21 protein-coding genes and 1 pseudogene are annotated in these 23344 nt (G+C 58.4%); 9 read left to right on the top strand and 13 right to left on the bottom strand.

Going from position 1 to position 23344, the window contains the following annotated elements; genetic code table 11:
* Positions 1 to 25 precede the first annotated feature (25 nt).
* The 6 genes from P2Q66_RS02955 to P2Q66_RS02930 all read right to left on the bottom strand — a co-directional run bounded on the left by P2Q66_RS02955 (position 26) and on the right by P2Q66_RS02930 (position 6851).
* Entirely contained in the window at positions 26 to 445 is a 420-nt protein-coding gene (locus P2Q66_RS02955; RefSeq protein ID WP_275725441.1) for a hypothetical protein, read from the bottom strand.
* Between the two features lie 576 nt (positions 446 to 1021).
* The gene (locus P2Q66_RS02950; RefSeq protein WP_275725439.1) at positions 1022 to 1741 is read right to left on the bottom strand and encodes a hypothetical protein; all 720 of its coding nucleotides are present in this window, start codon (positions 1739 to 1741) and stop codon (positions 1022 to 1024) included.
* Between the two features lie 280 nt (positions 1742 to 2021).
* Complete coding sequence (locus P2Q66_RS02945) at positions 2022 to 4100, bottom strand: site-specific integrase (protein ID WP_275725437.1); 2079 nt, start codon at positions 4098 to 4100, stop codon at positions 2022 to 2024.
* Between the two features lie 361 nt (positions 4101 to 4461).
* A complete protein-coding gene (locus P2Q66_RS02940) occupies positions 4462 to 5052 on the bottom strand; it encodes a site-specific integrase (protein ID WP_275725452.1) in 591 nt (196 codons plus the stop codon).
* A 734-nt stretch (positions 5053 to 5786) separates the two neighbouring features.
* On the bottom strand, positions 5787 to 6344 hold the full coding sequence (locus P2Q66_RS02935) for a hypothetical protein (protein WP_275725451.1): 558 nt from the start codon (positions 6342 to 6344) through the stop codon (positions 5787 to 5789).
* A 273-nt stretch (positions 6345 to 6617) separates the two neighbouring features.
* On the bottom strand, positions 6618 to 6851 hold the full coding sequence (locus P2Q66_RS02930) for a hypothetical protein (RefSeq protein WP_275725450.1): 234 nt from the start codon (positions 6849 to 6851) through the stop codon (positions 6618 to 6620).
* A gap of 435 nt (positions 6852 to 7286) precedes the next feature.
* On the opposite strand from P2Q66_RS02930, the gene P2Q66_RS02925 reads away from it, so the two are divergent.
* The 3 genes from P2Q66_RS02925 to P2Q66_RS02915 all read left to right on the top strand — a co-directional run bounded on the left by P2Q66_RS02925 (position 7287) and on the right by P2Q66_RS02915 (position 10573).
* The gene (locus P2Q66_RS02925) at positions 7287 to 7898 is read left to right on the top strand and encodes a hypothetical protein (RefSeq protein ID WP_275725436.1); all 612 of its coding nucleotides are present in this window, start codon (positions 7287 to 7289) and stop codon (positions 7896 to 7898) included.
* Between the two features lie 138 nt (positions 7899 to 8036).
* Positions 8037 to 8822 (top strand): hypothetical protein, encoded by a 786-nt coding sequence (locus tag P2Q66_RS02920; RefSeq protein ID WP_275725434.1) that lies wholly within the window; start codon positions 8037 to 8039, stop codon positions 8820 to 8822.
* A 1088-nt stretch (positions 8823 to 9910) separates the two neighbouring features.
* The gene (locus tag P2Q66_RS02915; RefSeq protein ID WP_275725432.1) at positions 9911 to 10573 is read left to right on the top strand and encodes a hypothetical protein; all 663 of its coding nucleotides are present in this window, start codon (positions 9911 to 9913) and stop codon (positions 10571 to 10573) included.
* A 65-nt stretch (positions 10574 to 10638) separates the two neighbouring features.
* Here P2Q66_RS02915 and P2Q66_RS02910 read toward each other — a convergent pair whose 3' ends face one another.
* Positions 10639 to 11433, bottom strand: coding sequence for a hypothetical protein (locus tag P2Q66_RS02910; protein ID WP_275725430.1), 795 nt, complete (start codon positions 11431 to 11433; stop codon positions 10639 to 10641).
* A gap of 302 nt (positions 11434 to 11735) precedes the next feature.
* On the opposite strand from P2Q66_RS02910, the gene P2Q66_RS02905 reads away from it, so the two are divergent.
* Positions 11736 to 12284 carry a hypothetical protein gene (locus tag P2Q66_RS02905; protein WP_275725429.1) on the top strand — a complete coding sequence of 183 codons (549 nt, stop codon included), beginning with the start codon at positions 11736 to 11738 and terminating at the stop codon, positions 12282 to 12284.
* Positions 12285 to 12584: 300 nt separating this feature from the next.
* Here the strand turns inward: P2Q66_RS02905 and P2Q66_RS02900 are convergent, their stop codons facing one another.
* Both P2Q66_RS02900 and P2Q66_RS02895 read right to left on the bottom strand, forming a co-directional pair.
* Positions 12585 to 13037 carry a GIY-YIG nuclease family protein gene (locus P2Q66_RS02900; protein WP_275725427.1) on the bottom strand — a complete coding sequence of 151 codons (453 nt, stop codon included), beginning with the start codon at positions 13035 to 13037 and terminating at the stop codon, positions 12585 to 12587.
* A gap of 702 nt (positions 13038 to 13739) precedes the next feature.
* On the bottom strand, positions 13740 to 14393 hold the full coding sequence (locus tag P2Q66_RS02895) for a hypothetical protein (RefSeq protein WP_275725425.1): 654 nt from the start codon (positions 14391 to 14393) through the stop codon (positions 13740 to 13742).
* A gap of 244 nt (positions 14394 to 14637) precedes the next feature.
* On the opposite strand from P2Q66_RS02895, the gene P2Q66_RS02890 reads away from it, so the two are divergent.
* A complete protein-coding gene (locus P2Q66_RS02890; RefSeq protein ID WP_275725424.1) occupies positions 14638 to 15714 on the top strand; it encodes a hypothetical protein in 1077 nt (358 codons plus the stop codon).
* Between the two features lie 968 nt (positions 15715 to 16682).
* Here P2Q66_RS02890 and P2Q66_RS02885 read toward each other — a convergent pair.
* Entirely contained in the window at positions 16683 to 16826 is a 144-nt protein-coding gene (locus P2Q66_RS02885) for a hypothetical protein (RefSeq protein WP_275725422.1), read from the bottom strand.
* A gap of 9 nt (positions 16827 to 16835) precedes the next feature.
* Positions 16836 to 17552, bottom strand: a complete 717-nt coding sequence (locus P2Q66_RS02880) for an SOS response-associated peptidase (protein WP_275725420.1) — start codon at positions 17550 to 17552, stop codon at positions 16836 to 16838.
* A gap of 491 nt (positions 17553 to 18043) precedes the next feature.
* Between P2Q66_RS02880 and P2Q66_RS02875 the strand changes: the two genes are divergently transcribed.
* The 4 genes and pseudogenes from P2Q66_RS02875 to P2Q66_RS02860 form a co-directional block, all read left to right on the top strand.
* Positions 18044 to 18838: a hypothetical protein gene (locus P2Q66_RS02875; protein WP_275725419.1), complete on the top strand. Its 795-nt coding sequence runs from the start codon at positions 18044 to 18046 to the stop codon at positions 18836 to 18838.
* A 65-nt stretch (positions 18839 to 18903) separates the two neighbouring features.
* Positions 18904 to 19821 (top strand): hypothetical protein, encoded by a 918-nt coding sequence (locus P2Q66_RS02870; RefSeq protein WP_275725418.1) that lies wholly within the window; start codon positions 18904 to 18906, stop codon positions 19819 to 19821.
* A 27-nt stretch (positions 19822 to 19848) separates the two neighbouring features.
* Positions 19849 to 20283, top strand: coding sequence for a hypothetical protein (locus P2Q66_RS02865; protein WP_275725417.1), 435 nt, complete (start codon positions 19849 to 19851; stop codon positions 20281 to 20283).
* Positions 20284 to 20753: 470 nt separating this feature from the next.
* Positions 20754 to 21154, top strand: a pseudogene (locus P2Q66_RS02860) (transposase); the annotation flags it as partial.
* A gap of 31 nt (positions 21155 to 21185) precedes the next feature.
* On the opposite strand, the gene P2Q66_RS02855 reads toward P2Q66_RS02860, so the two are convergent.
* The gene (locus tag P2Q66_RS02855) at positions 21186 to 21659 is read right to left on the bottom strand and encodes a Mov34/MPN/PAD-1 family protein (protein WP_275725414.1); all 474 of its coding nucleotides are present in this window, start codon (positions 21657 to 21659) and stop codon (positions 21186 to 21188) included.
* Positions 21656 to 23344 (bottom strand): ThiF family adenylyltransferase (locus P2Q66_RS02850; protein ID WP_275725412.1); only part of this gene is annotated, 1689 nt, incomplete at its 5' end. The genes P2Q66_RS02850 and P2Q66_RS02855, both read right to left, overlap by 4 nt.

The raw sequence follows: 23344 nt of genomic DNA, 5'->3' as shown, positions 1-23344 counted from the left end.
ACCTCATTGTGATCCGCACGGATCGCTAACCCGCCTGAAGCCGGTCCGGCAGGACAACATCGGCAGTGGGTAGCTCCGGCCTAGCCCTGAGGAGCCGCATGGGGTGGCGGAAGGACCTCCCGGACCATGCAGTGTCGGCGGAAACCTCCACAACCACGGGTTCCACAAGTGTCAGCGCCAGGGGTTCCTTGTCCCGATGGAATCTGTCCAGCGCCGTGCCTTTCACAATGGCCGGCCACGGATGCTCAGCCGTTGGGGGCTGAAGCCATCGCGCCAGTTCGCGGCTTTCCCTCGTTTTCAGTGGTGTTGAGCGCCCGACGATTCGCAGCTGGCCGTCCAGGATCAGGCCGGCGACGACCTCGGAGGGTTGGGTGATCGGACCGATCACAGCGCCGCAGATGATGTCCAGGGTTTCCCGGTGCTTGAGCTTCAACCTTATCTGCACTAAGCGAGCCGGCGCTAGACGCACCCCACGCCGACAGATATGCCAACACAAAACTGTTGTTCCAACATTCCGAAACCCTTATGGCTTGTCTTGTCTTCTCGATCAGATGCTAATTGGCCCGCTGCCCAGGGCTGCGGATCAACCTGTCTGTGGGAGTTTTCCGCTAAGTGGCGGTGCTCTGAGATCGCTTTTCAAGACACTAAGGCAGCAGAACTAAGAGCGGTGTCAGCATCCGTTTGTCGCACGTTCACCGGGCAGTTTCTCGGGCCGGTAATACGGGAATCATCCGGTGGCCGGAATGACAGGGGCCTTTTGAAGCAGCGGTTGGCCCTCGGCTGGGCCGGAGGGGACTCCCTAAGGGCACGGTGCTGCAAACGGTTCCCCACCTGACTCGCTGGCTCGAAACCTCCACGTCTCGAAACGCCAAGGTTTCGAGACAAATTGATGTCGCGTCACTGATCACAACCCGTCTGCACAAACTCCGGAATTTAGCGGGAGTTGTGTGCAGTCGGCTTCTGTAAATGACAAGAGGAGGGGCCGGTGCCCGCGGGCGGGATCGCCTATCGCATTAGCCGGTCACTTGTCGGACTTGAACATGATCGAGTCGAAGACGGCGCGCGCCTCGCTTGTAAGCTCCGGATTGATCGATTCGTGGAACTGGACCACCCAGATGACAGCGCGCTGGCCGTTCAGGTCGACCACCCGGAAGGTTTGGCGTTCCTCCTTGGTCGAGTACCAGCTTGTGCATTCGTTCGAGAATTCTGAGCTGATGCAGAACTTGTCGCGGTCACAGGGGGTGATGTCCAGGTCGCCCTCGACGGAGTGGTCGAACTCGAAGCCGGAGTAATCGCCCACCATGACCTCGACCGGAGTGGTGCTCGCTGTTGACGTCTGTGCCGTCATTGCGTCGACGAAGGCCTCGGCCGACGGGCCGACCTCGACGAGGTTGCCTTGCCACGCGCAGGCGTCGGTCGGCACATAAGGGGTGGGCCAGAAAACCACGGCGACCCCCAAATTCTCCGGGTGATCCGGGTCGTCCTTGAACAGGACCTCACCGCCATCGCTCAACCAGCCGTCCGGGACGGTGATCTCGAAAGGTTCCGTGAAGCTGGTGACGAGGTAGCTGCCGGCGTTTAGGTTGCCGCTCTCCGGCAGCGGCGCGACCGTGGGAGCCTCCGTAGTTGCTGCGGGGGGCGGCGCTTCGGCGGTGGTGCACGCCGAGAGGCCGACGGGCCCGAGTAGTCCGACTGACAAAATCGATGCCAAGGCTATAGCGCGGCGTAGCAGCACGGACATGGCGGCCTCCAAAGGCGGACTTTGTGATGGGCACATTACGCCCAGGCGTCAGCGGCCACAAGGGGTAGGCACTAAGACCATGAACCCGCTCTCAGGTGCAACGGGAACGGAACGGAATACCCGCCGCCGGCGACTGTGCTCATCCCGCTGGTTCGCCAAAGCCACAGCCCCCATATGCCTGAAAAACCACTCTCGAACCGTGGTGAGATGCCCCGCAAAAGGTTTGGCTAACGGCCACAGACCATCCTTCCTGTACGGATTCGAGGAGTTGGCTTCATGGTCAGAGCGGGGCCGTTGTCTGCTTCCGCAGCCGGGTGGCGCGGTCACGTTTATCACGCAGGTGTCCCAAGGTAAGTTCCAGCCCGTCGACCTCGCCTTTCCACCCCTCAGTTTCAGCTCGCTCCCTTCTAGCGATCAGGTCGGCTTCCAGTTCGTCCAAGCGAAGAATCATTCGGGGTTCAACATGGAGCATGGGGCAGCGAACGCAAGCGTGTTCGTGCGCGCAGGGCGTGCCGTAGGGGCGGCCGCAGGCGCCCAGTTCAACTTTGCGTTTATCGAAATGATCCTCGAACTCTTGCCACTCGGCATCGGTGACGCGGGCGTATTCATGGTCCGGGCGCATCGCCCTGCGGTTGGCTAGGTGCATCTGGTAGTGCCGGACGACGTCTTCATCGAACACGGCAACGTAGCCCCTGGTGGTCTGCAGGTTCGCGTGCCCCAACAGGGCGGCTCCGATGTGGATCGGAAGGCCGTTGTTGACCAGGTCGGTCGCGAAGATCCGTCTGAAGTCGTGCGGGGTGAATGCAAGCCCTTCAAATTCGGGCCGGTCTTCGGCGGCCGCGGTGCAGGCCGCCCGCAGGAGTTTTGCGATCCGGGTGGTGCTGAACACTCCGCGCAGCGGCCCGCTGGAATGCTGGAAAAGGAAGGGAAGCGGCTCGCTGTGTTCCCGCTCCTGTGGATCCCAACGGCGAATCAAGGGGATGGTCCCAAGATTTTCCTTGTGCCGGCGGATCATCTCGGCGATGACATGCAGCAGCTCGGGCGACATAGGGATGACTCTTTCCCTGTCAGTTTTTGACGGTGTGATCACCAAGAGGCCCACGATCTCGCCGTTGGGTCGGCGGTATTGCCTGATGGACAGGTGACTGAGCTCGAGCAGTTCCTCGTGGCGGATCCCGGTGAGCCGGAGAATTTCGATGGCCGCCCAGGTCCAGAACGCCTGTTCTTCCTGGTCGGTGATGTTGATCTTGTGCCCTGCAGGGCTGAACACCCGCAACTGCCGTTCCGGCTCGGGAGGAGCTTCAAATTCAATTCCGCGACGCGCGCGGGGACCCTTGGCCGGTGCCCTTTGAGATTTGCGGTGGGTCATGTGCGTGTAGCGGGCCCCGCCAAAATCGAAACCGTCATCGTCCAGGGAACCGGCGGCTGCTTCTCGAAAAGCGCGCAGGCGTTCCTTTTCCGAGGTGACATGCCTGACGAGCAGGTCCAGGAGGGGCTGGCGTGCCCTGGTGCGGTCGGCAATGCGCTCGGCCATCCGACGGCGGCCTGCCTTGTAGCCGCGGGAAGCGATCGGTGGGATGGGACACTTCGTGGCCCATGGTCCCCACCTCGCGGGGTCCTCCAGCGACCAAGCCTGAAGATCCAGATACAGGGCCCGCACGGCGATCAGCAAGTCCCAAATGCCCTGCCGGGGCCTGGGACCGTCAGGGGTCTGGATGGTGTCGACCTCCTGCCGCCAGGCCTCGTAAATTTCCTCGGTCAGGTCAAGGTTCTGCTGGCCTGGGTTAATGTGCTCGATCACGCACCAGAAATTGCGTACCAGAAGCCCTGTCAGGCCGCGGAGGCTCGAATGGTCCATGCCCAGGGCAGCGCGCTGGTTGATGTAGTCGATGAGCAGCTGCCGCACCCCAGCGTTCTTAACCCCGTGGTAGTCGACGAACTCCTCCACCGTTCGCGGGCCACCGCGTCTGGCTGCACGGATGGTGGCCGGTGTCCCTTCCGGGAACCTTCCCATGGAATGGAGCACTTCCCAGATCAGGCCGGCAATTTGCCGATCGTAGTTGCCCTTCTTTCGAACGGCCCGCAATTCGTGCTGGAAGTGGACTAAGGCGCCGGGGCTCAAATCGGAGGCAGGGATTCCCTGGCTGGCCAGAACGTACGAAAGTTCGGTAAGTGCGCGGTGCTTTTGTGTGTCCGTCGTTGGAGTGCCCCGGATGCGGTCTGCGACCTGATCCAAAAGTCGGTCTTGCTGACATTCTCGGAAGATCATCGAGAAATCGGCGACTACGTCACGGTGCAATGTCCGCACAGACGGGACGATGATGCGCATGGCCACCAACCAGGTCAGCCCGCTGGTCATGGTCCAGCTCTTGGTAGGGGGAGGATTCAACGAGGCAAGCCGCTCCGCGGAAGTGTCCCAACCACTGGCGTCCCAGCGTTCCTGCCACGTGCTTCCTTTGAAACCCGACAGGTGCTCTGCAACTTTCCGGATGGACCTCCGGCGCTTCTCCAGCATGACTGGTGAACGCGGAAGAAGGGTGCACGCAGCGGTTTGCAGCTCGGCAATGGATGCCTTGCTGAGATCTCCCAGGGGCGACGGCAGGTTCCGAGGCGCGGCCAACGGGCTGACCATGGTGCCCTTTCCACCGATCTGCCGTGAAGCGGGCGGAACTCCGTCGTCGGCCAGTTCACGACGCGACCAAATACCCGTGGTGGCAACACTAGCCCTGGACATCGTCGGTCCTCTTCCCTGCACCAAACACGGCGCTGATGTCCTCGGCCGCGTAGCCCGGGCTGTAACCAGGCGACGGCTGGTGTGCACGGGCGTGGAACTCCTGCATCTTGGCGATGACTTCTTCAGCCCTGGGCACCGTGTAGCGGCTGGTGGTGTGCAGGTCAGCGTGCCCAAGCACAACCTGGACCTCGGGCAACGTCAGCACACCGCTGTTGACCATGCGGCTGGAGGCGGTGTGACGGAGATCGTGCAATGTCCAATTCGTCTCCGCAGCCGCATTCGCGCGCTGCACGATGCGCCTCGCGGCGGAATAGCTCAAGGGCCTCTGAGGGCCGCGAAGCGTCCGCCATAACGGATCATCGGGATCTACTTTGCTGGATCCCAGATACCGCCCTAGCCATGTCATCGCCTCCGGGGACAAGGGAATCCACCGTCTCTCCCTGGTGCCCTTCGAAATTACAGACAAGCGCTGGTTCGCCCAGTCGATGTCATTGGTCCGGGCGCCCAGGAGCTCTTCGGCCCTTGCACCTGAAGAGACAAAGCACTCAAGCAGTGCCCGGTCCCGGTCACAAGTCATCGACCCGAAAAGCTCCACCCACTGCTCGTCGGGGATCGACCGGGGCAGCGCGTGACTGGCGCGGCGACGGTAAGGCGCCCGACGAAAGGGCTGCTTCGTTTCCAAGGGACTGCGATGCGAGAGCGCCTTGCGGCGATGTGCAGACGCCGGAACAGGATTCAACACAGGTCCGCGGGACCACCGGGCGTGGAACTCATAGAAGTTTCGCACCGCAGCCAGGGTCAGGTTGACCGTAGCTGCCCCGTATCCGGCATTGAGATGGGGTTTCCCGGTCTTGATATTGACTCCACCTGGCAGCCCCGAGGACCGCCTGCGCTGCGGGTTGGGGGCGACCATGAGCCAGCCGACCAGTGCCGCCGTTTCCGTCTCCGTGGCGCGATCCCAGGAAACATGAACCGTCCACAGGACCCGAAACCACATCAGGGCTGCGTAGCAGTACGAGCGCATTGTGCGGGGACTCAGATCAGCAACAGCGAGGTCCCGTATCCAGGTGCTGACCTCCGACACCACCTCGCCGTTTGGATCGTAAAGGACATAGGGTTCGTACGGACCGGGTCCCTGTCCAACGCGGCCAACCCTGGAAAGCTCAACAGACCCATCGCGCAGCCCGCGCCGACTATCGAAATCTGACCATTGCTCTGACATCCGAGATCACCTTTGGTGGTTGCGGCGGAGATAGCCCTGCTCCCATGCCTACAGCCAACAAGGCCGGAGATGCCCACGGCGCGCGGACACTAAGTGCAGATAACTAACCAGGAACGGACGCCGGGCGTGTATGGCTGGTTCAGGCTTTTAATGACCAGCCCTTCGATCCCGGTATGGGGCAGCTCTTCGAGCCATTGTTCGGCTACGCCGCGGTCGGTGGTGGTGGGGGAGAGGGACAGCGGCGGTTCCCAGCCGGTGGCGAGTTCTTCCAGGAGCGCGCGCCGGCCGCTCAGCGGTAGGTCCCTTGCGTCGTGCCCGGCAACGGCCAGGACGTCGAAAGCTACGTAGTTGGCTGGTGCTGCCGCGACCAGCCCGGGCAGGGTTTTTGGTCCTGCGCCCAGGCGCTGCTGCAGGGCGTCGAAGTTCAGCCGTCCCTGGCTCCAGATCACGGCTTCGCCGTCGATCACGCATCCCGGGGGGACGGCCGCAGCGACCGCTGAACAGAGTTCAGGGAAGTACCCCGAAAGTTCCTTCCCTTGCCTCGACCACAGCGTGGCGCCAAGGTCATCCCTGACTGCAACACATCGATACCCGTCCCATTTGGGTTCAAAGATTAAAGTTCCGTGTGATGCGTCACCGCGTGGCATTTTGGCGATTGCCCGTGCAAGGGCGACCTTTACTGGAGGTTCAAGGCCTGCCGGTAGTCCTGCCCCCGCCCGGATTGTGGGTCCCATAGCCTCACACTACGTACAACGACCGCTAGATATCAGGGATCTGGAAGGTCGGATCCGGTTGTTGGTAGTGTGGTGTCACACCCCCAGTTGGCTTCGGCTGCTGGTTAGAAGGCCCCGGGAGATCGGGGCCTTCGGTATTTAAGACCCGTCCCCTCCACAGCCGCTGCCCGGTTCGCAGGATGTGCATCAATCTTCGGTCACGGATCCCAGCAACCATTGCTCAGAGAGAGGATCACGGCGCAGCTCGAAGGTCCGCAGCGGCGAGTCCGCCGCACGTCGGAGCTGGACGCGCCAGTGTTCGATGTCCACGACGTTGCCGACGCCGACGGGCACGCTGCGGCGGGTTTCCCACCAGGAGTCCCTCGTAAACCAGTGAAGCGGCTCGGCTCCTTTACCGGGCGGCAGTTGAAGGGTCTCGATCGGGCTGTTCTACTAAGCGCCTCAAGACCCCTACGGATGCGGGACGCGGAGGTTTCAGGACCGCGAGCCAGCTGCAGTCGTCCACACCGTCCTGAAAGCTGCCTGACAGTGAATCTCCGATTCGTTAGCCTTTTGACGGACCGGAAGCCCCGTCTGCAACGACATCTTCCCATGTCAGACGGTTTTTAGACATGACTTTCGACCGGGAGTCGGTAGGTTTATGCATTGAAAAGCATCATAAAACATGGGGGAAACTTGAATAAGACCATAGCGCTATGCCTAACAGCAGTCTTGGCCGCTGGCCTTACATCCTGCTCTGCGGGCGCCGCACCGACGAGCCCGTCTCCTGCCGCGGAAAGCGCCGTCGCTGTCGTCTCCGAATCGGCTTTGCCGTCCGCGGCTCCTGCGCCTGTGAACACCATCCCGGTCAGTGGGGTGACAATGACATCAAAGGGCCAGTACCTGCAGACCACAATGAACGAATCGGACCCTGCCTGGAACCTGAACCCGGCAATTGTGGACGCCAACGCGGTGACCGTCGACCCGGCGGTCCTGCTCGAGGGCTACCGCTTCATCTTGACCTTCATGGCCGAGGAAGGAATCGATTCTCCGTTGAATGGCGGGGGCGTGACTGCGGCGGAATGGTATGCCGAGAATGAGGACCAGATCCGCGAGATATACCGGGGTGACGTCCGGAAGGCTGTCGTCGAAGAAGAAGGCAGGCACTTCGTCCTGACCGAGTCCCACTGGCAGGGAGCCGAAAAGTACGGCGGAGCCTACAGCTACGTGTACGACCCCTCTCGTCCCCGGTTGTTGTCGCGCGTTATTAGGCCAACCAATGTCTGGCAAGTCGATTCCGATGCGCTTAGCGTGGCGGTGAAGGCCGACGTCAGTTATGAGATGGTGGTCCTTCCCAAGCCCGGAACCACGGAGGAACTAGTCCAGCCAACAAACGGCTTCATGACCTACTCCGCAGCCTTGGAACCCGATGGCAAGTGGCGTATTGAAGGGTATGACCACGACATAAAGACGACCGAAGCCTGGTAAGTCTCCCTCGGCGATTCATGCCTGTATCGCCTGAAGTTTTAGAACCCGCGTCGCACATACAGATGTATGCCTATGCCCGCGATATGTCTGCCGACGTGCGCACCTTAACAGTCCCCCTCAATTTGGAGAAACGCTTTCATGACCACACCATTGAAAACCTTGCGGGCCGCTGCCCTGCTCGTCACTACCGTCCTGGCCCTAACCGCCTGTGCAGCAACTGCACAGTCCGAAACTGACACCTCCTCCGCAGCTGCGGAGCCGTCGCCGACCCAGAAGGAACTGACGCCCCAAGAAAAGGCCACAGCGTTCAGGGACGTTAAAAAAGGGGCAGCGACTGAAGCGTTCAAGGAAGTTCACCTCGGCGGAGCGGAGACCTACAGCCTTTCCGAGTTCAAAGGCAACAAAGCCGTCGAATCGATGGAAATCCTGGGTATGATCTACGGCGGTTTCCCGGAGCACCAGAAGGCAAGCTTCGAGTGGACCGAGGCCGAGGTGCAACGGGCGTCGGAGGCTTTTGCCCCCTATCTTTACGACGGATTCGAGGCCCAATTCGCCGATAGCCTGCGCAAGCACAACGGCGGCCTCATAATTACCAGTGCCCGCACCATCGCCGAAGGTACCAACCCGCCGGTTGTCACCGCTAGGGACGGATCCACCTGCACACTGACCGACGCGCCCTGGTCCATCGGGTTCACCGATCAGCAGCTCGACGTCGGACCGGACGTTAGCCCGGCCGGGGGAGGACCGATGCGCACCATCCGGCTGGATTACAGGACCAACTTCACGATCGATTGCGCCGATGGAGCCAAGATGTTCCTCAGCCAGCCCAAGCACCTCAGCTTCGTCGAAAAAGACGGAGAGTGGTTGGCCTACGAGTACGGGCGGGAAGACCATGCCGCCATCGAAATCAAGCCCGCCACCTGAGCCCCTTAAATGGTGTACCGCTGGCGCGCTGCACTGGGGACTCTCCGTCCTATTCAAAACCCCTGCATCAACACCGGACAGCGAGCCCTTCAGCTGCCAACACGATCAGGGAACAAAACAAACCATTTCTGAGTGCGCTCCTGGCTGGCAGTTCGGGAGCGAACCTGGGACGGAAGAGATCGTCGATCAAGAAGGAGCTTGCAGAGCGGCTGCTCACGCAGGCGAGAACTACCCATACATCTTCCAGGACCATCAATCGGGGGACCATTGAACATCGCACGAGGCACTAAACGAATGGTCGGAGTCGTTGGACTCCTTGCCGCACTGGTGAGCACAAGGAAGGTATCAAATTCGAGCTGATCATGTCGCTCTCAACACCTAACAGGAAGCCGGGAGATCGGTCACCTCGATGATCTCCGGCTTTTTGGTGGTCCGGAACCAAGGAAAGGGCATGCTCGCAGAGCTGGTCCTGAAGTGGTGGACAAATGATGCGACAGACAGCTTCGCTTCGCGTTGGGCGGGCGACGAGTCGTGGTCGGCCCCTACGTGTCAGGTGAGAGCCCAGTTTGGGCCGCTGGCCCACGTCCGTTAGCCGGTCGATCAACGTGCCGTTGACCGCCGATGACTAGATCCGAGTGACGGCGCGTCTGGGCGATATACGCATTACCCGCACGGTGAAATGAACGATGAGGGGGCGCTAACCGCAACTGCCGGCGGGGACAACGGGGCCCCGCCCTTATCTCGAAAACATGTTTCATGAAACGCGAACGCTGAGCGGCGTCAAAAACGATCGTTTCTTGAACCGTATAGGGCGGATAGGCATGAAACTCAGCACGGGGCTTTTGTGACTTGTGGCGGTAGAAGCCAGAAATGACGCGCCGGCAGCTTACAGGCAGGGTCCGGCGACGAGGGTAGCGCAGTGCGAGGAGCTGAGTGCAGAGGACTTCGGACATTCCGTGCAGACAACTTCGGAAAATGACAGGGGAGTGTGCCGCTGGGAGCGTCCCAACAACAAGGAAGTGGGACACGTATCCCTCGCCACGATTGTTTGATACGGATTGTCCTTACCCAGACCGTAACCTTCAACTATGAAAAAATGGCTAAATGCTCGAGATGCATGGATTGGTGGATTAGGCGCTGTTCTTGCTGCTGTTCTTGCTGCTTATCTGACCGGGCTATTCACCAGCTGGAATGTCAGTGACGAGATTGATGCAGCCGTTTCGCAGGCAAACACGGCCTATACGAGGGACGCCGGGACAGCGGCCAACACCAAATATCTGGGCGTCCTCATTGATACTGAAGAACTTCACGCCAGGGTCGTCAAGGCTATCCGCGGAGGAATCGATAAGGAAACAAAAGCCAAGTTGATAGCTGAAATCGATACCAAGACCGGTGAGATGAAGGCTGCGAAGGGACCAGTTGACCTTATTGCAGAAGAAAACTTGCGCCACATGGCTGATCTGTCTATAAACCTCTATGGGCAGAATGCGGGTGACCTACGAGCGGCACTCGAAGCGGTAGATAGCACGCCTCGGCCGGACCTCGTCCAAAAGTACGGTTCGGTGCCTGGTTATGAATCCGAAAAAGGTACGCGCTTGCACTGCGCGATGTCGGCTGGACGAATTACATTTACCGAGACGGCACAAAAAGCTCTCGGCTTACGAAACGACTTTCCCGACTTCAAGGACGGCTGCTACACGGACTGGATTATCGAGAGAGAAAAATGGCACAACTCGCTACCGGTGCCCTAGCTTGCAGGCTCCCGTTCTAGGTTGCCGCGAACAACACGGTGAGCGCCATGCCCAAGCCCCAAGGTCTAGTTGATGACTTCGGCGTCGATGATCTCGGCCTCTTCAGACCTGTGTCCTGGCTTGGTCAGTTCCAAGCTGGCGAGGTGCTTTTGCAGCCGCTTGGACATGGGGAGGAATGTGCCCAGGGTGAGGCCTCCGGAGAGAACTGCACCGACCACGGGTATGGCCTTCGCGATTCCGCTGGCGAAGAGCTTCTTGGTCATATTGACACCGAGATAGCTGGCGACCTTTTTCACGATCGGGTAGATGATCCCCTGGGTGAGTGCCTGCTGCGGTAGTTTCTTAGCGACATTGGCGGCGACCATGTTCGCGACTCTTGCCACTCCACCTTGGGCGATGTGCACGCCGAACATCACGCCTACGAACAGGATCAGCATGCTCTGGGTTGCTTCATCGATGTCGTCGTCAGCATCAGCGAATAGATCAGGCCAACTGTAGATGTAGGCAAGTTTTTGGGCAATTCGAAGCATGTGGCCCATGTACTGCGCGAGGTCCGCCGGCACAGTACCAACCATTGCCAGACCCCCGGGGATACCTGCGAGGGCCGAAAGGCCGGTGACCTTGCTCGTCTCATAAGCAATAGAGGTGTTTGCGACCTCAGTAATGACCTTGAGTGGGATACCCGCTGCCGCTGGACTCTCGGCGATTGCCCTCTTGATCTGTTCCTCGGTGCAGTGGCGCTTGAGTGCTGTTCGCAGGTACGCGGCCCTATTGATCCTTACTCCAGGCAGCTTCGCCGCAGCGTCTAGCACCTGGGTGAAGTTCGATCCAGGGTTATCAATCTCTTTGGTTTCGGTCATTGGTAGATCGTATCGGTGGACTCCGACCTGCAAGCTCATCCGTGGATCTTTTTGAGACGTGAACTTGACGATGTCACGGAAGTACAAACACATTAGGAATTGAGGAACAACCAGGGCACCTTCTGCAGGTAGCGGTTGACTTCCTTCAGGGGCTTGAAAGTGACACGGAAGTCAACGCTAACTTGTACTAGCAAGGGATACATCAGATTCCTTGTCCTAACGAATCACTGAAAGAGGCTCTGTTCCCACGGCGAACGGAGCCTCTTTCAGTGTCAACACCACGACATCAGAAAGAGGACACGATGAATGCAAAAAAGAACGGCAACCAGTTCCACGTCGACGGGCTTTTCGCCATGGAGTTCGCGATGGTGGGCCAGGATGAACATGGATTGCCACTGCTCGAAGTGAACTTCTATCCGGTCCTGGAAGGGGTTACCGGCAGCGGCTGGACTGCAGCAGTGGATGGAAAACATCTTGTGGCCAATGCAACGGTTCCGCTAGAGGACACCGGCTTGACCCCGGCGGACCTGGAGTCCTTGCCACTTCAGGACGGGTGGACATCTATCTCAACTGCACACGGTGCCGGCCTTCGCGTGGAGCACCTGGAAAAGCATTTCGGGTCAAGGGCGGCACTTATCATCCTGGAAGCGTTGGCCGATGCCTTGCTTTCGGAGTTCATCAACCGCGATCTCTTTGGTAACCCTTACCGGACGATCGAGCTGAACGACAACCGATATGAGGAAGTGCTACTGATGCGAAACGTTCTGCTACACAGGATCGAGGCTGATGAACAACGACAGGTCACCCGCAACGTATTCAACGCCCTGATGGACCGCGAGTTCAGCATCTAGCTAAGAGATCAAGCGGCAGACCACAAACATGTGGTCTTTTTTTATGCCCAAAAACAGCCCTCACAAGACGAACACAGCCAACAGAGAAAGCGAAAGTAACGATGAACAATTTCTCCATTACCGATAACTCCAGTGAAACCACTACACCCGTTGCATTCGCAACGCTTGCTCTTCTGCTGACCAAAGCTTCAATGGGGCTTTCCCTGATCAGCGTCTGGCTTAGCACCTTAGAACAGCCTTTTCCGTCAGACAACGCGGGACCGACACGGAAGAAGGAATAACCCCAGGTAATGGGAAGGATCAGTTCCTGTTGAGGCCGAATTGGCGTGTCATCAATGCAGCCTTGTAGTGGGACTCGGCCGAGTTGACCTCTGAGGAGGGTGTGCTGGGTCCGAACACGCGAAGGAGGCTGAAAACGAAGTGCCGGGCATGGTCCGTCTTCGGTCCTGTTCTTTCTCCGGCTACGCTCTGGTGGGCAAGCTCGCGGAGGGCTACGTTACCGCCGTGGCCATCACGGGCGTAGGCTGTCCACCGGCCGAGAATCCGTTCGCTACCGTCTGCTTTGCCGACGTACTGTTTCCCGTTACTGGAGTCTGTAATGAGGTAGATTCCTTGGACCTCCGACAGAGCGATACGCCAGTCGGCGTACCGGGAATCGTCCACCAAGTCCTGCAGTTGGTGATAGGGGAGCAGTACACCATCGAATCCGGGGAAGGGAACTTTATCCCGGTCGGCGATCTCCAGTACAGGCATGCGAGAACCTGTCGCAGAGCCGGCGTTCCGGTGCCAGCTGCGGGGGTTATCCCATTCGACTACGAGCCGGTCATTGAGGGGTGCAAGGAAGTCTGTCGGGCGCAGGTCGAAGCATCTGTACTTCTTGATGGACGTCGCTGCCACCTCACCACGGTTCTCGTAGGTACCCCAAAGACGGGAACGACGCCCGCCATCGGCAATAAGAATGACCCAGTATCGGGGAGGATTTGCGGGGAAGCGGGGCGGAGTATCTTGTTCCCTGGTGTAGGCGAGAACTCGCTCCGGGGTCAGATCCTCCGGCCCACGCAGCGCATTTGGGTCACTCGGCTTAAAGGTGTGGCGGATGACATGTATGTCCTCCAGCGGAACGGCTGGGACTTGCTCCGCACCTATTCCCCTAAGTACATGACCCAGAGTAAGAGACGCGCGGGAAGCCGGCTCTTGAGAGATCACTGTCTCCGCAGGCGGATAGCGGGCGGGGAATTTCAGATCGGACACTGGAACACCTTATGCCACTGACTCATGGTGGGGTTGAGGACTGCCTCGCACGACGTGCATATCCCTCATTGCACAACGAGCCCCGTTTAGTCCCTTCGTAAAGGGGCAACGTCCTACTGCCAGGGGCCCAGTTCTAGGGAAGTGGGACACTCAGATGCTGTGAGCACAGGGCCAATAGACTTTCTGCGTCTGTCGCTCCTTCTCCTACGACTCCGCTTGCCTTTTCGATAACGCATCTTTGGACAAGCTGCCGGTCGTATTGCCAGGTTTCGCGGAGCTGCCCGAGGACGTGGAGCTATTTGGCCTAGCTACGGCTCCGGGAGCGACCACGGTCACATCGTAGGTTACGTCTCGAATGCTCATTGTTTTGGCGTCCCACATATTAAGAGTGAAGGATCCTCCCGTGGTTGGTACGCCCCACAAGTCACCTGCGGAATCAACGTTCAGACCAGCCGGAACCTTCCCAGTCATCTCCATCACCGCATTTCTTGGTTCCGATGTGTTTCCGCACAAGTATCGCCAGCTTGCTGTCTCACCAGTGCAGTGCGGGGCGAACACGTCCACCAAGAGGCAATAGGCAATGCCCGCCACGGTTAGCACGACGGCGGCGGCTTGGTTGGGCACCTGGGAGGAGAAGTAAAAAAGGTATCCAGCAGTCATAGCCAAGCCGACCAACCGGTACCCCCAACGCGCACGGTTGGTCCCAGTCGTCGCCGAAGCAAGCAGACTTGTGTAAAACAGCGACGGAGCGAGAATCACGACGCCCGCGGCGACTGCATCCATCTCATCCGTACGCATGCTCAGGAACAGCAGGGGAACCGTGAGTGCCAGAAGAAGCATGACCACCAAAAGTGCCATGCTAGCTCCTCGCTTTTTTGCCACAGTCCCAAATTCAGCTTCGTGCCTGACTATCTTTTTCATCGATCCCCCAAATCATCGCTTTTGCCTAGGCGACCAATTGCGCCTTAGCCGATGAAGACTATCAGCCTCACCCAGGTCACTCTCCATAAGATGTGACGCTCCGGTGCCGTCTCAGTTCCAAGGAAGTGGGACACGTCCGTCCGATTCTCACGCTTCGAGTTTGCACTCATAGACTGCTGGGGTGGTGAATACAGGCGAACGGTTGCAGCTGGCCGCAGCCAGCGGTGTCACAATTCTGTCGACTCTCGTTGCCCTCCACTTTTCCCAGCCGGCCTTCACTCCGGTGCCTCCGCTGGATATGCCTGGTGCAATCTTTGTGGGCGTTAAAAAGGGGTCGGCCTCGGCGCCGGTTCGAGTGGATGTTGAGTTGCGCCTCCAGCCCTCTCCGAGCCTGACCTCATTCGACATGTTCCTGAGGGGAGATATCAACGCCGCTGTGCCGCCGGAACAAGCTGGTGACTTGATGGTCGGGTTCTGTGGAGCAATGAAGGACGTTCAATTACGCAGGACGAGCGACGGCGAAGAACTCAGATTTGATCCTCCAATAGCGCCGTCGAATCTTTCTGAGGGTTCCGTCGGACGTGAATTTTCCCTGAGCGGTGATTGCGTTATGACCACCATCAGCAAACAAGACTTCTCGGATCAAACCCTCGGAGTAGCCGGCATCGGCTGGGCCGTTTCCCTCGAGGGAGAAACGACAGCTCCGACTGAAGCCGTTGCGGGCTCCCAGCACCGGTATGCCTTCCCTCGTATCGCAACCCTGACACTGCCTGTCGAGATCCTGGCCATTGAGTCGGTAACTGCTGAATCCGTTGTCAGCATCGAACCTAAAGGCCTTCCAGCCGAGTACGTGCCGACAGTTTCAAGTCCAGAAGTGGAAGATCCGACGGCCCCCATATGGGGCCTTCCCCTTCATAATGCTGACAGAGCCGCAGGATTTGAACTTAATGGCGTCGATCAGCGACACGAGGCGGCCGTCCAGCGCGACCTGTTCCTTGCCTCTGCGTCGGCAGGTACCGCGGGTGGTGGCCTGATCTGGTTTTTTGGATCCGCTGGCCCTTTTGTCGATGCACTTCTCCGCAGATTTCGGAAGGCCGAAGCGCCTGTCATTGAAGAGGCAGCTGAGCTGACGCCATCCCCTGCCAGTGAAAACGGTGTCCCGGATTCTCCGACTTACCGTCGTTTGATCGCAGCGTCTCTACTTTCAGGCGTTGCTGGCTCTACTCTCGCTTGGCTGTTCAGCAGACGGAAGCCTTAGTTCTAGGGCGTCATTGAGCATTTCTGAAGCTACTCCGACCATCGCAAGCACCCCTTCCTGGACGTACCTCACCCGACCGCTCCCGACAAGGGTCGGATTACAGGCAATAGGGGCGACATTTTAGCGCCGTGAAAATGCCGCCACTTATCGCTGCGATTCACAGGTGGGGGAGTGTCCCATCCCGGCTATCCCACTTCTAAGGAAGTGGGACGGAGTGGGTTCATGATGTTCCGGGCAACATCTCCCAGTTCAGATGGTTCCGTGAAATCGCTCAAGCTGTCGGACGTCTCCACGGCTCAGGAAGTCCGGGCTCTTGATGGGACGGTTCCAGGTTCGATTTCCAGAGTCTGTGGTGTAACGGAGGAAGTAGAAGCTGTTGAACTTCTTGAGGTCCGTTGTCATGGCTGGCACCGTTGCGGTCCCAGTGTCGCCGGGACGGATGACAAAATCTCCCGTTTGGGAGGAACGAGCGGGCATCGGTCGCCACTCGGTGCCATTCCAGTGCCTCACTTCGACCATGGGCAGTGGGTGTGGCGTCGCGTTGTGAACCCAAATCTCGTAGGTGAAAGGAACGTTCATCCCGCCCGGGAGCCGAAAGTCGCTTGTCACAAGTCGAGCCTCTTCTTTGCGCTTGCTGGCAGCGCGGATCCACCACCCACCAAAGGCGATGACTGCCAACAACACAGCAAGTGCGAAGGAGAGACCTCCAAAGCCGTCGTTGAATTCGAGCTTACCGAGGAGATCACTGACTGACTCCGAGCTGCTCGGTGGTGATGGGGATGGGGATCCTAGAGGTACAAATTGTGGCACCCGCTTACGATAGCGTGACCGGCATGAGGCAGCCCGCGACAGACCGTCTTGCCGGGTCTGAAGGTGGCTCGTCACTTGGCGAATACTAGGTGCGAAAGGGAAGGCAAGGGGTGGCTCCGGCCTTGCTGATGTCCTCTGCCGGACAGGCTTCAGTCGGGTTAGTCCTTGCGGATGGATATGAGGTTTTGGCCGTCTTCAAGAAGCGCGTAGAGGTTTTCCCGCGCTTCTTCGTAAGTGTCGCCTTCGGCCTCTATGTGTCCGTAGCTGCCGTCCGGGTTAGTGATGGTGCCGGTGAGTATCACCGCACGAGCCTATGACGCTGCAGGCTCGGCGGGCTCGATGAGCTCCGGGCCGTTGTTCCGCACGCTGTTGACCCGGGGGCTGACGATCCTGGGCGTCAGGGTCGGCTCCGGCAAAGAGTCCAACAGGTGCTGGACATCGTCTTTTTCGGTCAGGTCCGGGTCAAGCCATTCCGCGAAGCGGTCCCGCGGGATGATGACCGGCGAACGGTCATGAACGTGGCCCAACGCGTCCTGCGTAGTCGCAGTGAGCACCGTGCAGCTAAGCAGCCAGCGGCCCGGGTCATCCTCCGGCAGAGATGGGTCAGCCCACCACTCGTACAGGCCGGCGAAGCCCAGCAACGGCTCTTTCTCGGAGTACAGGTAGTTGGGGATCTTTTTCCCCTCGTCGGTCTTCTGCCACTCGTAATAGCCCTCCGCGGGGACGATTGCCCGACGCTTCACCGCAGCCTTCCTGAAAGACGGCTTTTCCAAGATGCTCTCGCTGCGTGCGTTGATCATCTTGGAGCCGATCTTGATGTCTTTGGCCCATGACGGCACCAGACCCCAGCGGGCAATGAGTAGGTGCCGGTCAATCGTCCCCTCATCCAAACGTTCGGCAACGATCGGCACGCTTTGGGTTGGTGCCACGTTCCAGCTCGGCGGCGGTGGGCTTCCCTCGACCTCTTTGGCCTCAAAGTGGCTCAAAAGGTCGCCTGTGGCTTTGGACATCACATATCTGCCGCACATGAAGCCATTCTGCCCTGCGGCCGCCTTTTGGTTTAAGTAGACGAGAGGTTGTTCCCTGTGTGGTGTGCTGGACAGTGCACTGCGAGCCACAGGGGCAGCCTTTTCTCTTTCCCCCTAGAAACCACACCAAGCGGTTCACACGGCGTGATCAGTCCTTTATGTCACCCGAAAGCGGTAGCCGTAGGCCGGCCGGTGAAATAGGGGTGGCCCGGCCTCGTGAGCTTGAGGCTCAGCCCGTGTCAGCTCTTACTGACATGCTTGGTCTGTGAGCTCACATCAGCAGGAACCATCCGCCTCAACGGCTAATTTCACGGAAGCTTTTTCCTCGCTCTTTCAGGGGGCTGCAGCATCGGAACCTGCCATTCGCCTCACGCATAAAAACCTCCAGGAGGCGATTGCAGGCGCCCTGTCCGGTGCCAAGGCTTACAAACCTAGCGGATGAGTGCGTTCGGTTTGGTCTTGCACCTCAAGCTGCTGAGGAATCTGATCCTATGTCCGGCAAGTACCGGTACGTGCAACGACGACTTGGCACCCGAACAACAGAGCAGCTTGTTGACCTCGGTTACGTCGTGAATGAGGACTATCCAAGTGTCTATTTGGAGCAGCTTCTAGCTCTGGCCGGGACGCGGGGAGTTGCGGGAGAACTGAGGAACCTGATCTTCGCAGCCAACGGACCCAAGCCGAAGCTTGTACTGCGTGACGCGGTGAGCAACGTTATTGAGATTACTGAAAATGGGAGGTATTGCTTGGTCTACGACAGGCCATTGACTGCAACCGGCCTGACTTGGCGGGATCTTGTCGCCTGGAGGGCCCAGTCTGATTCGTTGGACGAAGAGGCGGAACTGACCGTAGCTAGAGAACTTTACTGGCGCCTCAAGGAGTCCCTGGGCGGAAACGAGGCGGAGCAATTCCTCTTCGATGAGTACTGCAAGCTGTACAAAAGTGAAGGCTTCGGCATGCCGGCCCTTATCCCGCAGGTTTACCTCCACTACGACCCGTATACGAAGTCATCCGGCGGCACACTGCACCGGCAGAGAATGGATTTTCTTCTACTCTTGCCCAATCGACGCAGAGTGGTCATTGAGCTTGATGGAATTCAGCACTATTCAGACTCTGCACGGCGCGCGAGCCCGGAGATATATGCACAAATGGTGGCTGAGGACCGCAAGCTTAAACTCGCCGGCTATGAGGTCTACCGGTTTGGCGGCCAGGAGTTTGTGAATCGGGAGCGGGCAACCACCCTACTCGGAGAGTTTTTCACGGAACTACTGCACAGGACTGCCTAGTACTTGTACTCACAGGCGCGGACCAAGGACCCTGAAATGTCCCTTCGCTGGTGCAGAATGGGCGAATGACCAAGCTCACCGAGATCATTGACGCCGCCAGCGATGACGACTTTACGACCTCCAATCTGCTGAGGAAGGTCCAGACGGTCGCCTACAGGATGCGAGCCGAGAATTTGGGCAGCTGGGCGCAGCGAGAGCTATTCGGCTACAAAACAGACGAATCAGTGCCCAAATACAGGGGACCGTTTAGAACTCAGGTTACTGGTACCTGGCTGGGCCCACGCGGACATATCACTAACACTGTCTCTGAGGTGGGCATACCTGAAGATTTCGTTAAGGGATGGTTTCGGGCGACAATCCGTCAACCTGTCGCGGACCTGGAACTGTTGAGCAGCAGTGATAGTAGTCCCAACATGAGTTGGGATCCCTTTATAGTCCACGAGTATGACCGCCTTGTGTCAGAGAACAAGGGTGGCACTGGATTTTACCTGATGGAGCTCATCTCGGCAAAGCAAACGCTTTCGCAGAACGCTATACGCGGCATCATCGATTCGGTACGCACCACCGCTCTACAGTTTGCTTTGGAACTAGAACAGGTATCTCCTAGAGCGGGTGAACCGAATGGGCCAACCACAGCGGACCCGGAGGTGCGGCTGGTGACAAACAATTTCAACTTCACCATCAACGGTGATGGCAATAATATCGCTGCCGGTTCGGATATCCGGCAAAAGACAACAGTCAATAAGGGCGATATTGATTCTCTAATTAGAGCGGCCCTGGAGCTCGGGTTGCAGGCGGAAGCCGTGGAGGACTTGCGTGTCGCCGTGACGGCCGACGGATCGAAGCCGGGTGAGAAGACCAACGGCTTTATGTCACGGCTCAGAATGGGAAGTTATGCCCTGGCTGGCGGTGTGTCATCCAACCTCGCCGCTGACGGTCTTGTGCAGGCGGTCGGAGCCTTTTTTGGCGTCCCGGTCGCATAAATCTGCCCGTAGCTAACCATGGTGCTGATGTCGGAGCAGTGGCACACCGAAGAGAACGTCCAGAACGCTTTTGTAGATGCTCTTGTCGAACGCGGCTGGCGGATCCTGTCGGCGAAAACCTTGCGGGAAAGCGGCGTCGATGTGATTGCGGACCTTGACGGACAAAAGCTTGGAGCCGAGGTTAAGGGCTACCCCACAATTGGATACGCCGATCCTAGGCGGACGGGAGAGAAGAAGAAGGCGAAGCCACGGGAACAGGCGGGGAACTGGTATGCCAAGGCGATCCTTGCCGCAATGAAGTTGCGTGGTGCTGAACCGGATTGGGTGAGCATCATCGTACTTCCAAAGGTTGCTCGCTATGTTGAGCTGTACGGACAGACAAAGGGATCATTGGATGCCGCCGAAATCGAAGTGTGGTGGATTGAGCGAAACGGTGACCTCGTGAAGGAATCCGCAATCTAACTTGAACGGCGTACTGCTACCTACATGATCAAACCAATGGCAGGGCCTTTTCTGCCCCTGCCCCTGCCCCTAGATAGGATCAGGCATGCGAACTAGCCTGCCTCCGACCGAACTAAAGAATCGTGTAGACAAAGCGGTCGAAACCGCCCGACAGGTTACGTCGTTGATGAGTTCGATTGAGCCCTCCCAGGAACCACGCGAAATTCTCCGGGCTCGTTTCTCCACTGCGGCTGCGAACCTTATTCGGTTACGTCGTCAGGCACACGCTCTCGGGAAGAAGAACGAGCATGCCGTTGAAATGATGCGGGTTATCGACGCTGCCCGTTTTGATCTTGATCAAGCCCTGCTCACCCCAGAGGCGCGCAAGCTCCTGGGGAGGAGGCCGAAACCCCTTCAACCGTGGCCGAAACGCCCATTGCCTGGAACTGGATGCAGTGATCAGCGGGAAAGTCATGGAACACCAGCACACCGAGGTGCTATTGAGCATGCCTGGCTTCGGTCCAGTCCTCGCCGCCGAATTCCTCGGAGCGACCGGTGGTGATCTCACCGTATTCCAAACCGCTGACCGGTTCGCAGGCGTTGTCGGACTGACACGGCACCCCGGGATTCAGGAAGGATCAGCGGCAATCACCACCGGCCCAGACGCTATGACCGGCGGCTGCTCCGCGTCTTCTACCTATCAGGGCTCTCGGCACTGAAGTCTTGCCCCGCTTCGCGCGGTTATTACGACCGAAAACGCGTGGAAGGGAAGTCCCACATTCAAGCAATGCTCTCGCTTGCCAGGCGTCGACTCAACGTCCTTTGGGCTATGCTCCGCGACGGCACCACTTATAAACCAGTGACGGTTCCAGAAGTGCGGTCTGCTGCCTAACGCCCTTCTGCTTGCTGCAGCGGTCTCCCGCTCAGATGTCCAAGTAAATAAACGGTGAGTCCGAAGTGAAGAGGTCCCGCGTATACAGAAAAGTTCTTTCCGACCACGACTTGTTCGTCGGACTTGAAAGAATGCACATCAGTGGCCTCGGACACCTGCTTTCCGCTGAAATGGCAATCGACGTAAGAAGATCTACGTCAGTCTCACTTGGATATGAGATCCCTTTGGGATGAGTATGCCAGTCCCCGAGATACTCGATGCTGCCCTTAGATGCAGTGAAGAGTTTATCGATCTCGCCGTACTGCCAATCCCGGTCAGGGGTGAATGCATCGTCCTTATGATCTGCATTAGGACCGGGACCAATCACGTGGGTGATCAGGGCAGTTCTATCTTGCCAGTTGCCCATTAGGAGGCCGCCGGTTTCCTTTGGAAAAGCTTTGCAAGCCTCTGCGGTAAGGGAAGATCTAAGACCTTCACCCCACTCGACCGTGAACCTCTCCCTCATGTCACTGCGTGCGCACTGCATTTCGGGTGCCTTGTAACCGTAAAGCCTCGCCATGTAGGCGGGACTGGGCGCCCATCCTTTTCACGGAGACTGAGGATGTGTGCGTCATGTCCATCTTGTGGATACCCATGCGGTTTTGAACTGAGGAGAGAGCCAACAGCAACTCGGGCAGCTTGCAGCGCTATGACTGCAAGATCAAAACCCGTACCTGTGAAGGTCGGCGCCGCACAACCGGTTGGTTGGACCAGTGCGCTGTCCACTGCAGTGGCTTCCGGTATTGATCCTTCGTATTGGTGCCATTGAAAGCAGGCAAAGCAAGCGTCGGAGTCGGCTTCGATTTTGACAACGCTTCCTCCACCGACACCAGGTGATCCTTCAAGGGCTAACCACGTAGTACCGACGTCTCGGGCGATAAGGCTGGTGTACTGCTGAACTCCCACTTCTACCGTTGCGTCGATGACAAGGTCGACAGAGTTGAATAACCTCGTTAAAACCTCGGTTTCTGTTTCGCCGTCAATGAGTGCCGCTTGACCGATATGGAACTTCAAGGGCTTTGCGTCTGCATAGGGATTTATTTGGCTGATTCGGTGTGCCAAGGCCGCGCTCTTGTCGATACACATCGTGTCGAGCGCGCCTGCATGGCGGGCTAGATTTCCCGGCTCCAATGTGTCTTCGTCCAGCAGATGGAACTTCCCAACCCCTGCCCGACAGAGTTGTTCTACAAGAACGCTACCGATGGCACCGCAACCCAGGACCGCTACGGATGCATCCTCGAGTCCATGAGTCTCGGGGGCCCGGTACGTAAGGTCGGAAGGTCCGGCTCTGTATGCCCGAACTAGTTTGTAGGAATCAGGAGACCGGTAACCAACGGGGGCCTTTTTGCCTCCCTTTCTGGTGTTGTGAACGCCACCTGGTTCTTTCACAACGAGGATCCAGCCGATCCCCGTAACCTTCCAGCCATGCTCCTCAGGAAATGCCACTGCACGTACTTCTATGGCGTGGCTAGCGCCGTTGCTTTGTCGGAAGTGATTGGGTCGCGTGCCCTGGGAATCAGCAGTGCGTGCAATTTCCCATATTTCGCGTGCGTCGTTCGTTGCAGGAGGCTTATCCAGCACGCTCCATCTTCCAGTCAGCTTGGCTGGCGTGTGTGGTGAGAAAGCTGCGTGCAGGCCGACTGGAGCTTCATAGGTCACTTCACCTCCGTTGATCAGCCGATCCACGATTATGAGCAGACGCTGTGCTCTTCCTACGGTTTGGGTAAATGATGCTTCCAGGTCCCCAGAGGCTCCTACGGGAATGTTGGCGCGTTCTGAGTCAATCAAGAAACCGGCCGAGTCCGCGTACGCGTAGTAGGCGCTAAAGGGCTCTCCCTGTTGGAATTCGTCGCGTCCTTGACCATGAACAGCGCGACCGGCCGCGACTGCCCGCTTCAGCTGGTTGTCCAAGAGGCCTGCAAGATGCCATTCCGGAATCCAGTTTTCCGTAGACCGTTCTAAGAGACAGAGGTCTTTTGCAAACGGATGTTGATGGTGAACGAGGTCAAGGTCAGGCGTAGTTACTCTGGGCGGCAGCAAAGGGTATGAGGGTGGAAGCGTAATCGTAAGCTGCAGGGGACCGATGCCGCTTTTCTCGTTTGGGGCAAGCACGTTTAGAACCCAAAACGTCTCGTCCTGTAAGTCTTGGCT

It is taken from the genome of Arthrobacter sp. Cr_A7 (assembly GCF_029222765.1).
Lineage (GTDB): Bacteria > Actinomycetota > Actinomycetes > Actinomycetales > Micrococcaceae > Arthrobacter.
This window is presented reverse-complemented; position numbering and strand designations above follow the sequence as displayed.

Excerpts from the sequence above, each read along its gene's own strand:
- P2Q66_RS02880 (WP_275725420.1), bottom strand. The coding sequence starts at position 17,552 with ATGTGCGGCAGATATGTGATGTCCAAAGCCACAGGCGACCTTTTGAGC.
- P2Q66_RS02895 (WP_275725425.1), bottom strand. The coding sequence starts at position 14,393 with ATGGCACTTTTGGTGGTCATGCTTCTTCTGGCACTCACGGTTCCCCTG.
- P2Q66_RS02935 (WP_275725451.1), bottom strand. The coding sequence starts at position 6,344 with ATGCCACGCGGTGACGCATCACACGGAACTTTAATCTTTGAACCCAAA.
- P2Q66_RS02870 (WP_275725418.1), top strand. The coding sequence starts at position 18,904 with ATGACCAAGCTCACCGAGATCATTGACGCCGCCAGCGATGACGACTTT.
- P2Q66_RS02865 (WP_275725417.1), top strand. The coding sequence starts at position 19,849 with ATGTCGGAGCAGTGGCACACCGAAGAGAACGTCCAGAACGCTTTTGTA.
- P2Q66_RS02875 (WP_275725419.1), top strand. The coding sequence starts at position 18,044 with ATGTCCGGCAAGTACCGGTACGTGCAACGACGACTTGGCACCCGAACA.
- P2Q66_RS02855 (WP_275725414.1), bottom strand. The coding sequence starts at position 21,659 with ATGAGGGAGAGGTTCACGGTCGAGTGGGGTGAAGGTCTTAGATCTTCC.
- P2Q66_RS02940 (WP_275725452.1), bottom strand. The coding sequence starts at position 5,052 with ATGACTTGTGACCGGGACCGGGCACTGCTTGAGTGCTTTGTCTCTTCA.
- P2Q66_RS02900 (WP_275725427.1), bottom strand. The coding sequence starts at position 13,037 with ATGCCTGTACTGGAGATCGCCGACCGGGATAAAGTTCCCTTCCCCGGA.
- P2Q66_RS02915 (WP_275725432.1), top strand. The coding sequence starts at position 9,911 with ATGAAAAAATGGCTAAATGCTCGAGATGCATGGATTGGTGGATTAGGC.
- P2Q66_RS02950 (WP_275725439.1), bottom strand. The coding sequence starts at position 1,741 with ATGTCCGTGCTGCTACGCCGCGCTATAGCCTTGGCATCGATTTTGTCA.
- P2Q66_RS02920 (WP_275725434.1), top strand. The coding sequence starts at position 8,037 with ATGACCACACCATTGAAAACCTTGCGGGCCGCTGCCCTGCTCGTCACT.
- P2Q66_RS02905 (WP_275725429.1), top strand. The coding sequence starts at position 11,736 with ATGAATGCAAAAAAGAACGGCAACCAGTTCCACGTCGACGGGCTTTTC.
- P2Q66_RS02910 (WP_275725430.1), bottom strand. The coding sequence starts at position 11,433 with ATGACCGAAACCAAAGAGATTGATAACCCTGGATCGAACTTCACCCAG.
- P2Q66_RS02945 (WP_275725437.1), bottom strand. The coding sequence starts at position 4,100 with ATGACCAGCGGGCTGACCTGGTTGGTGGCCATGCGCATCATCGTCCCG.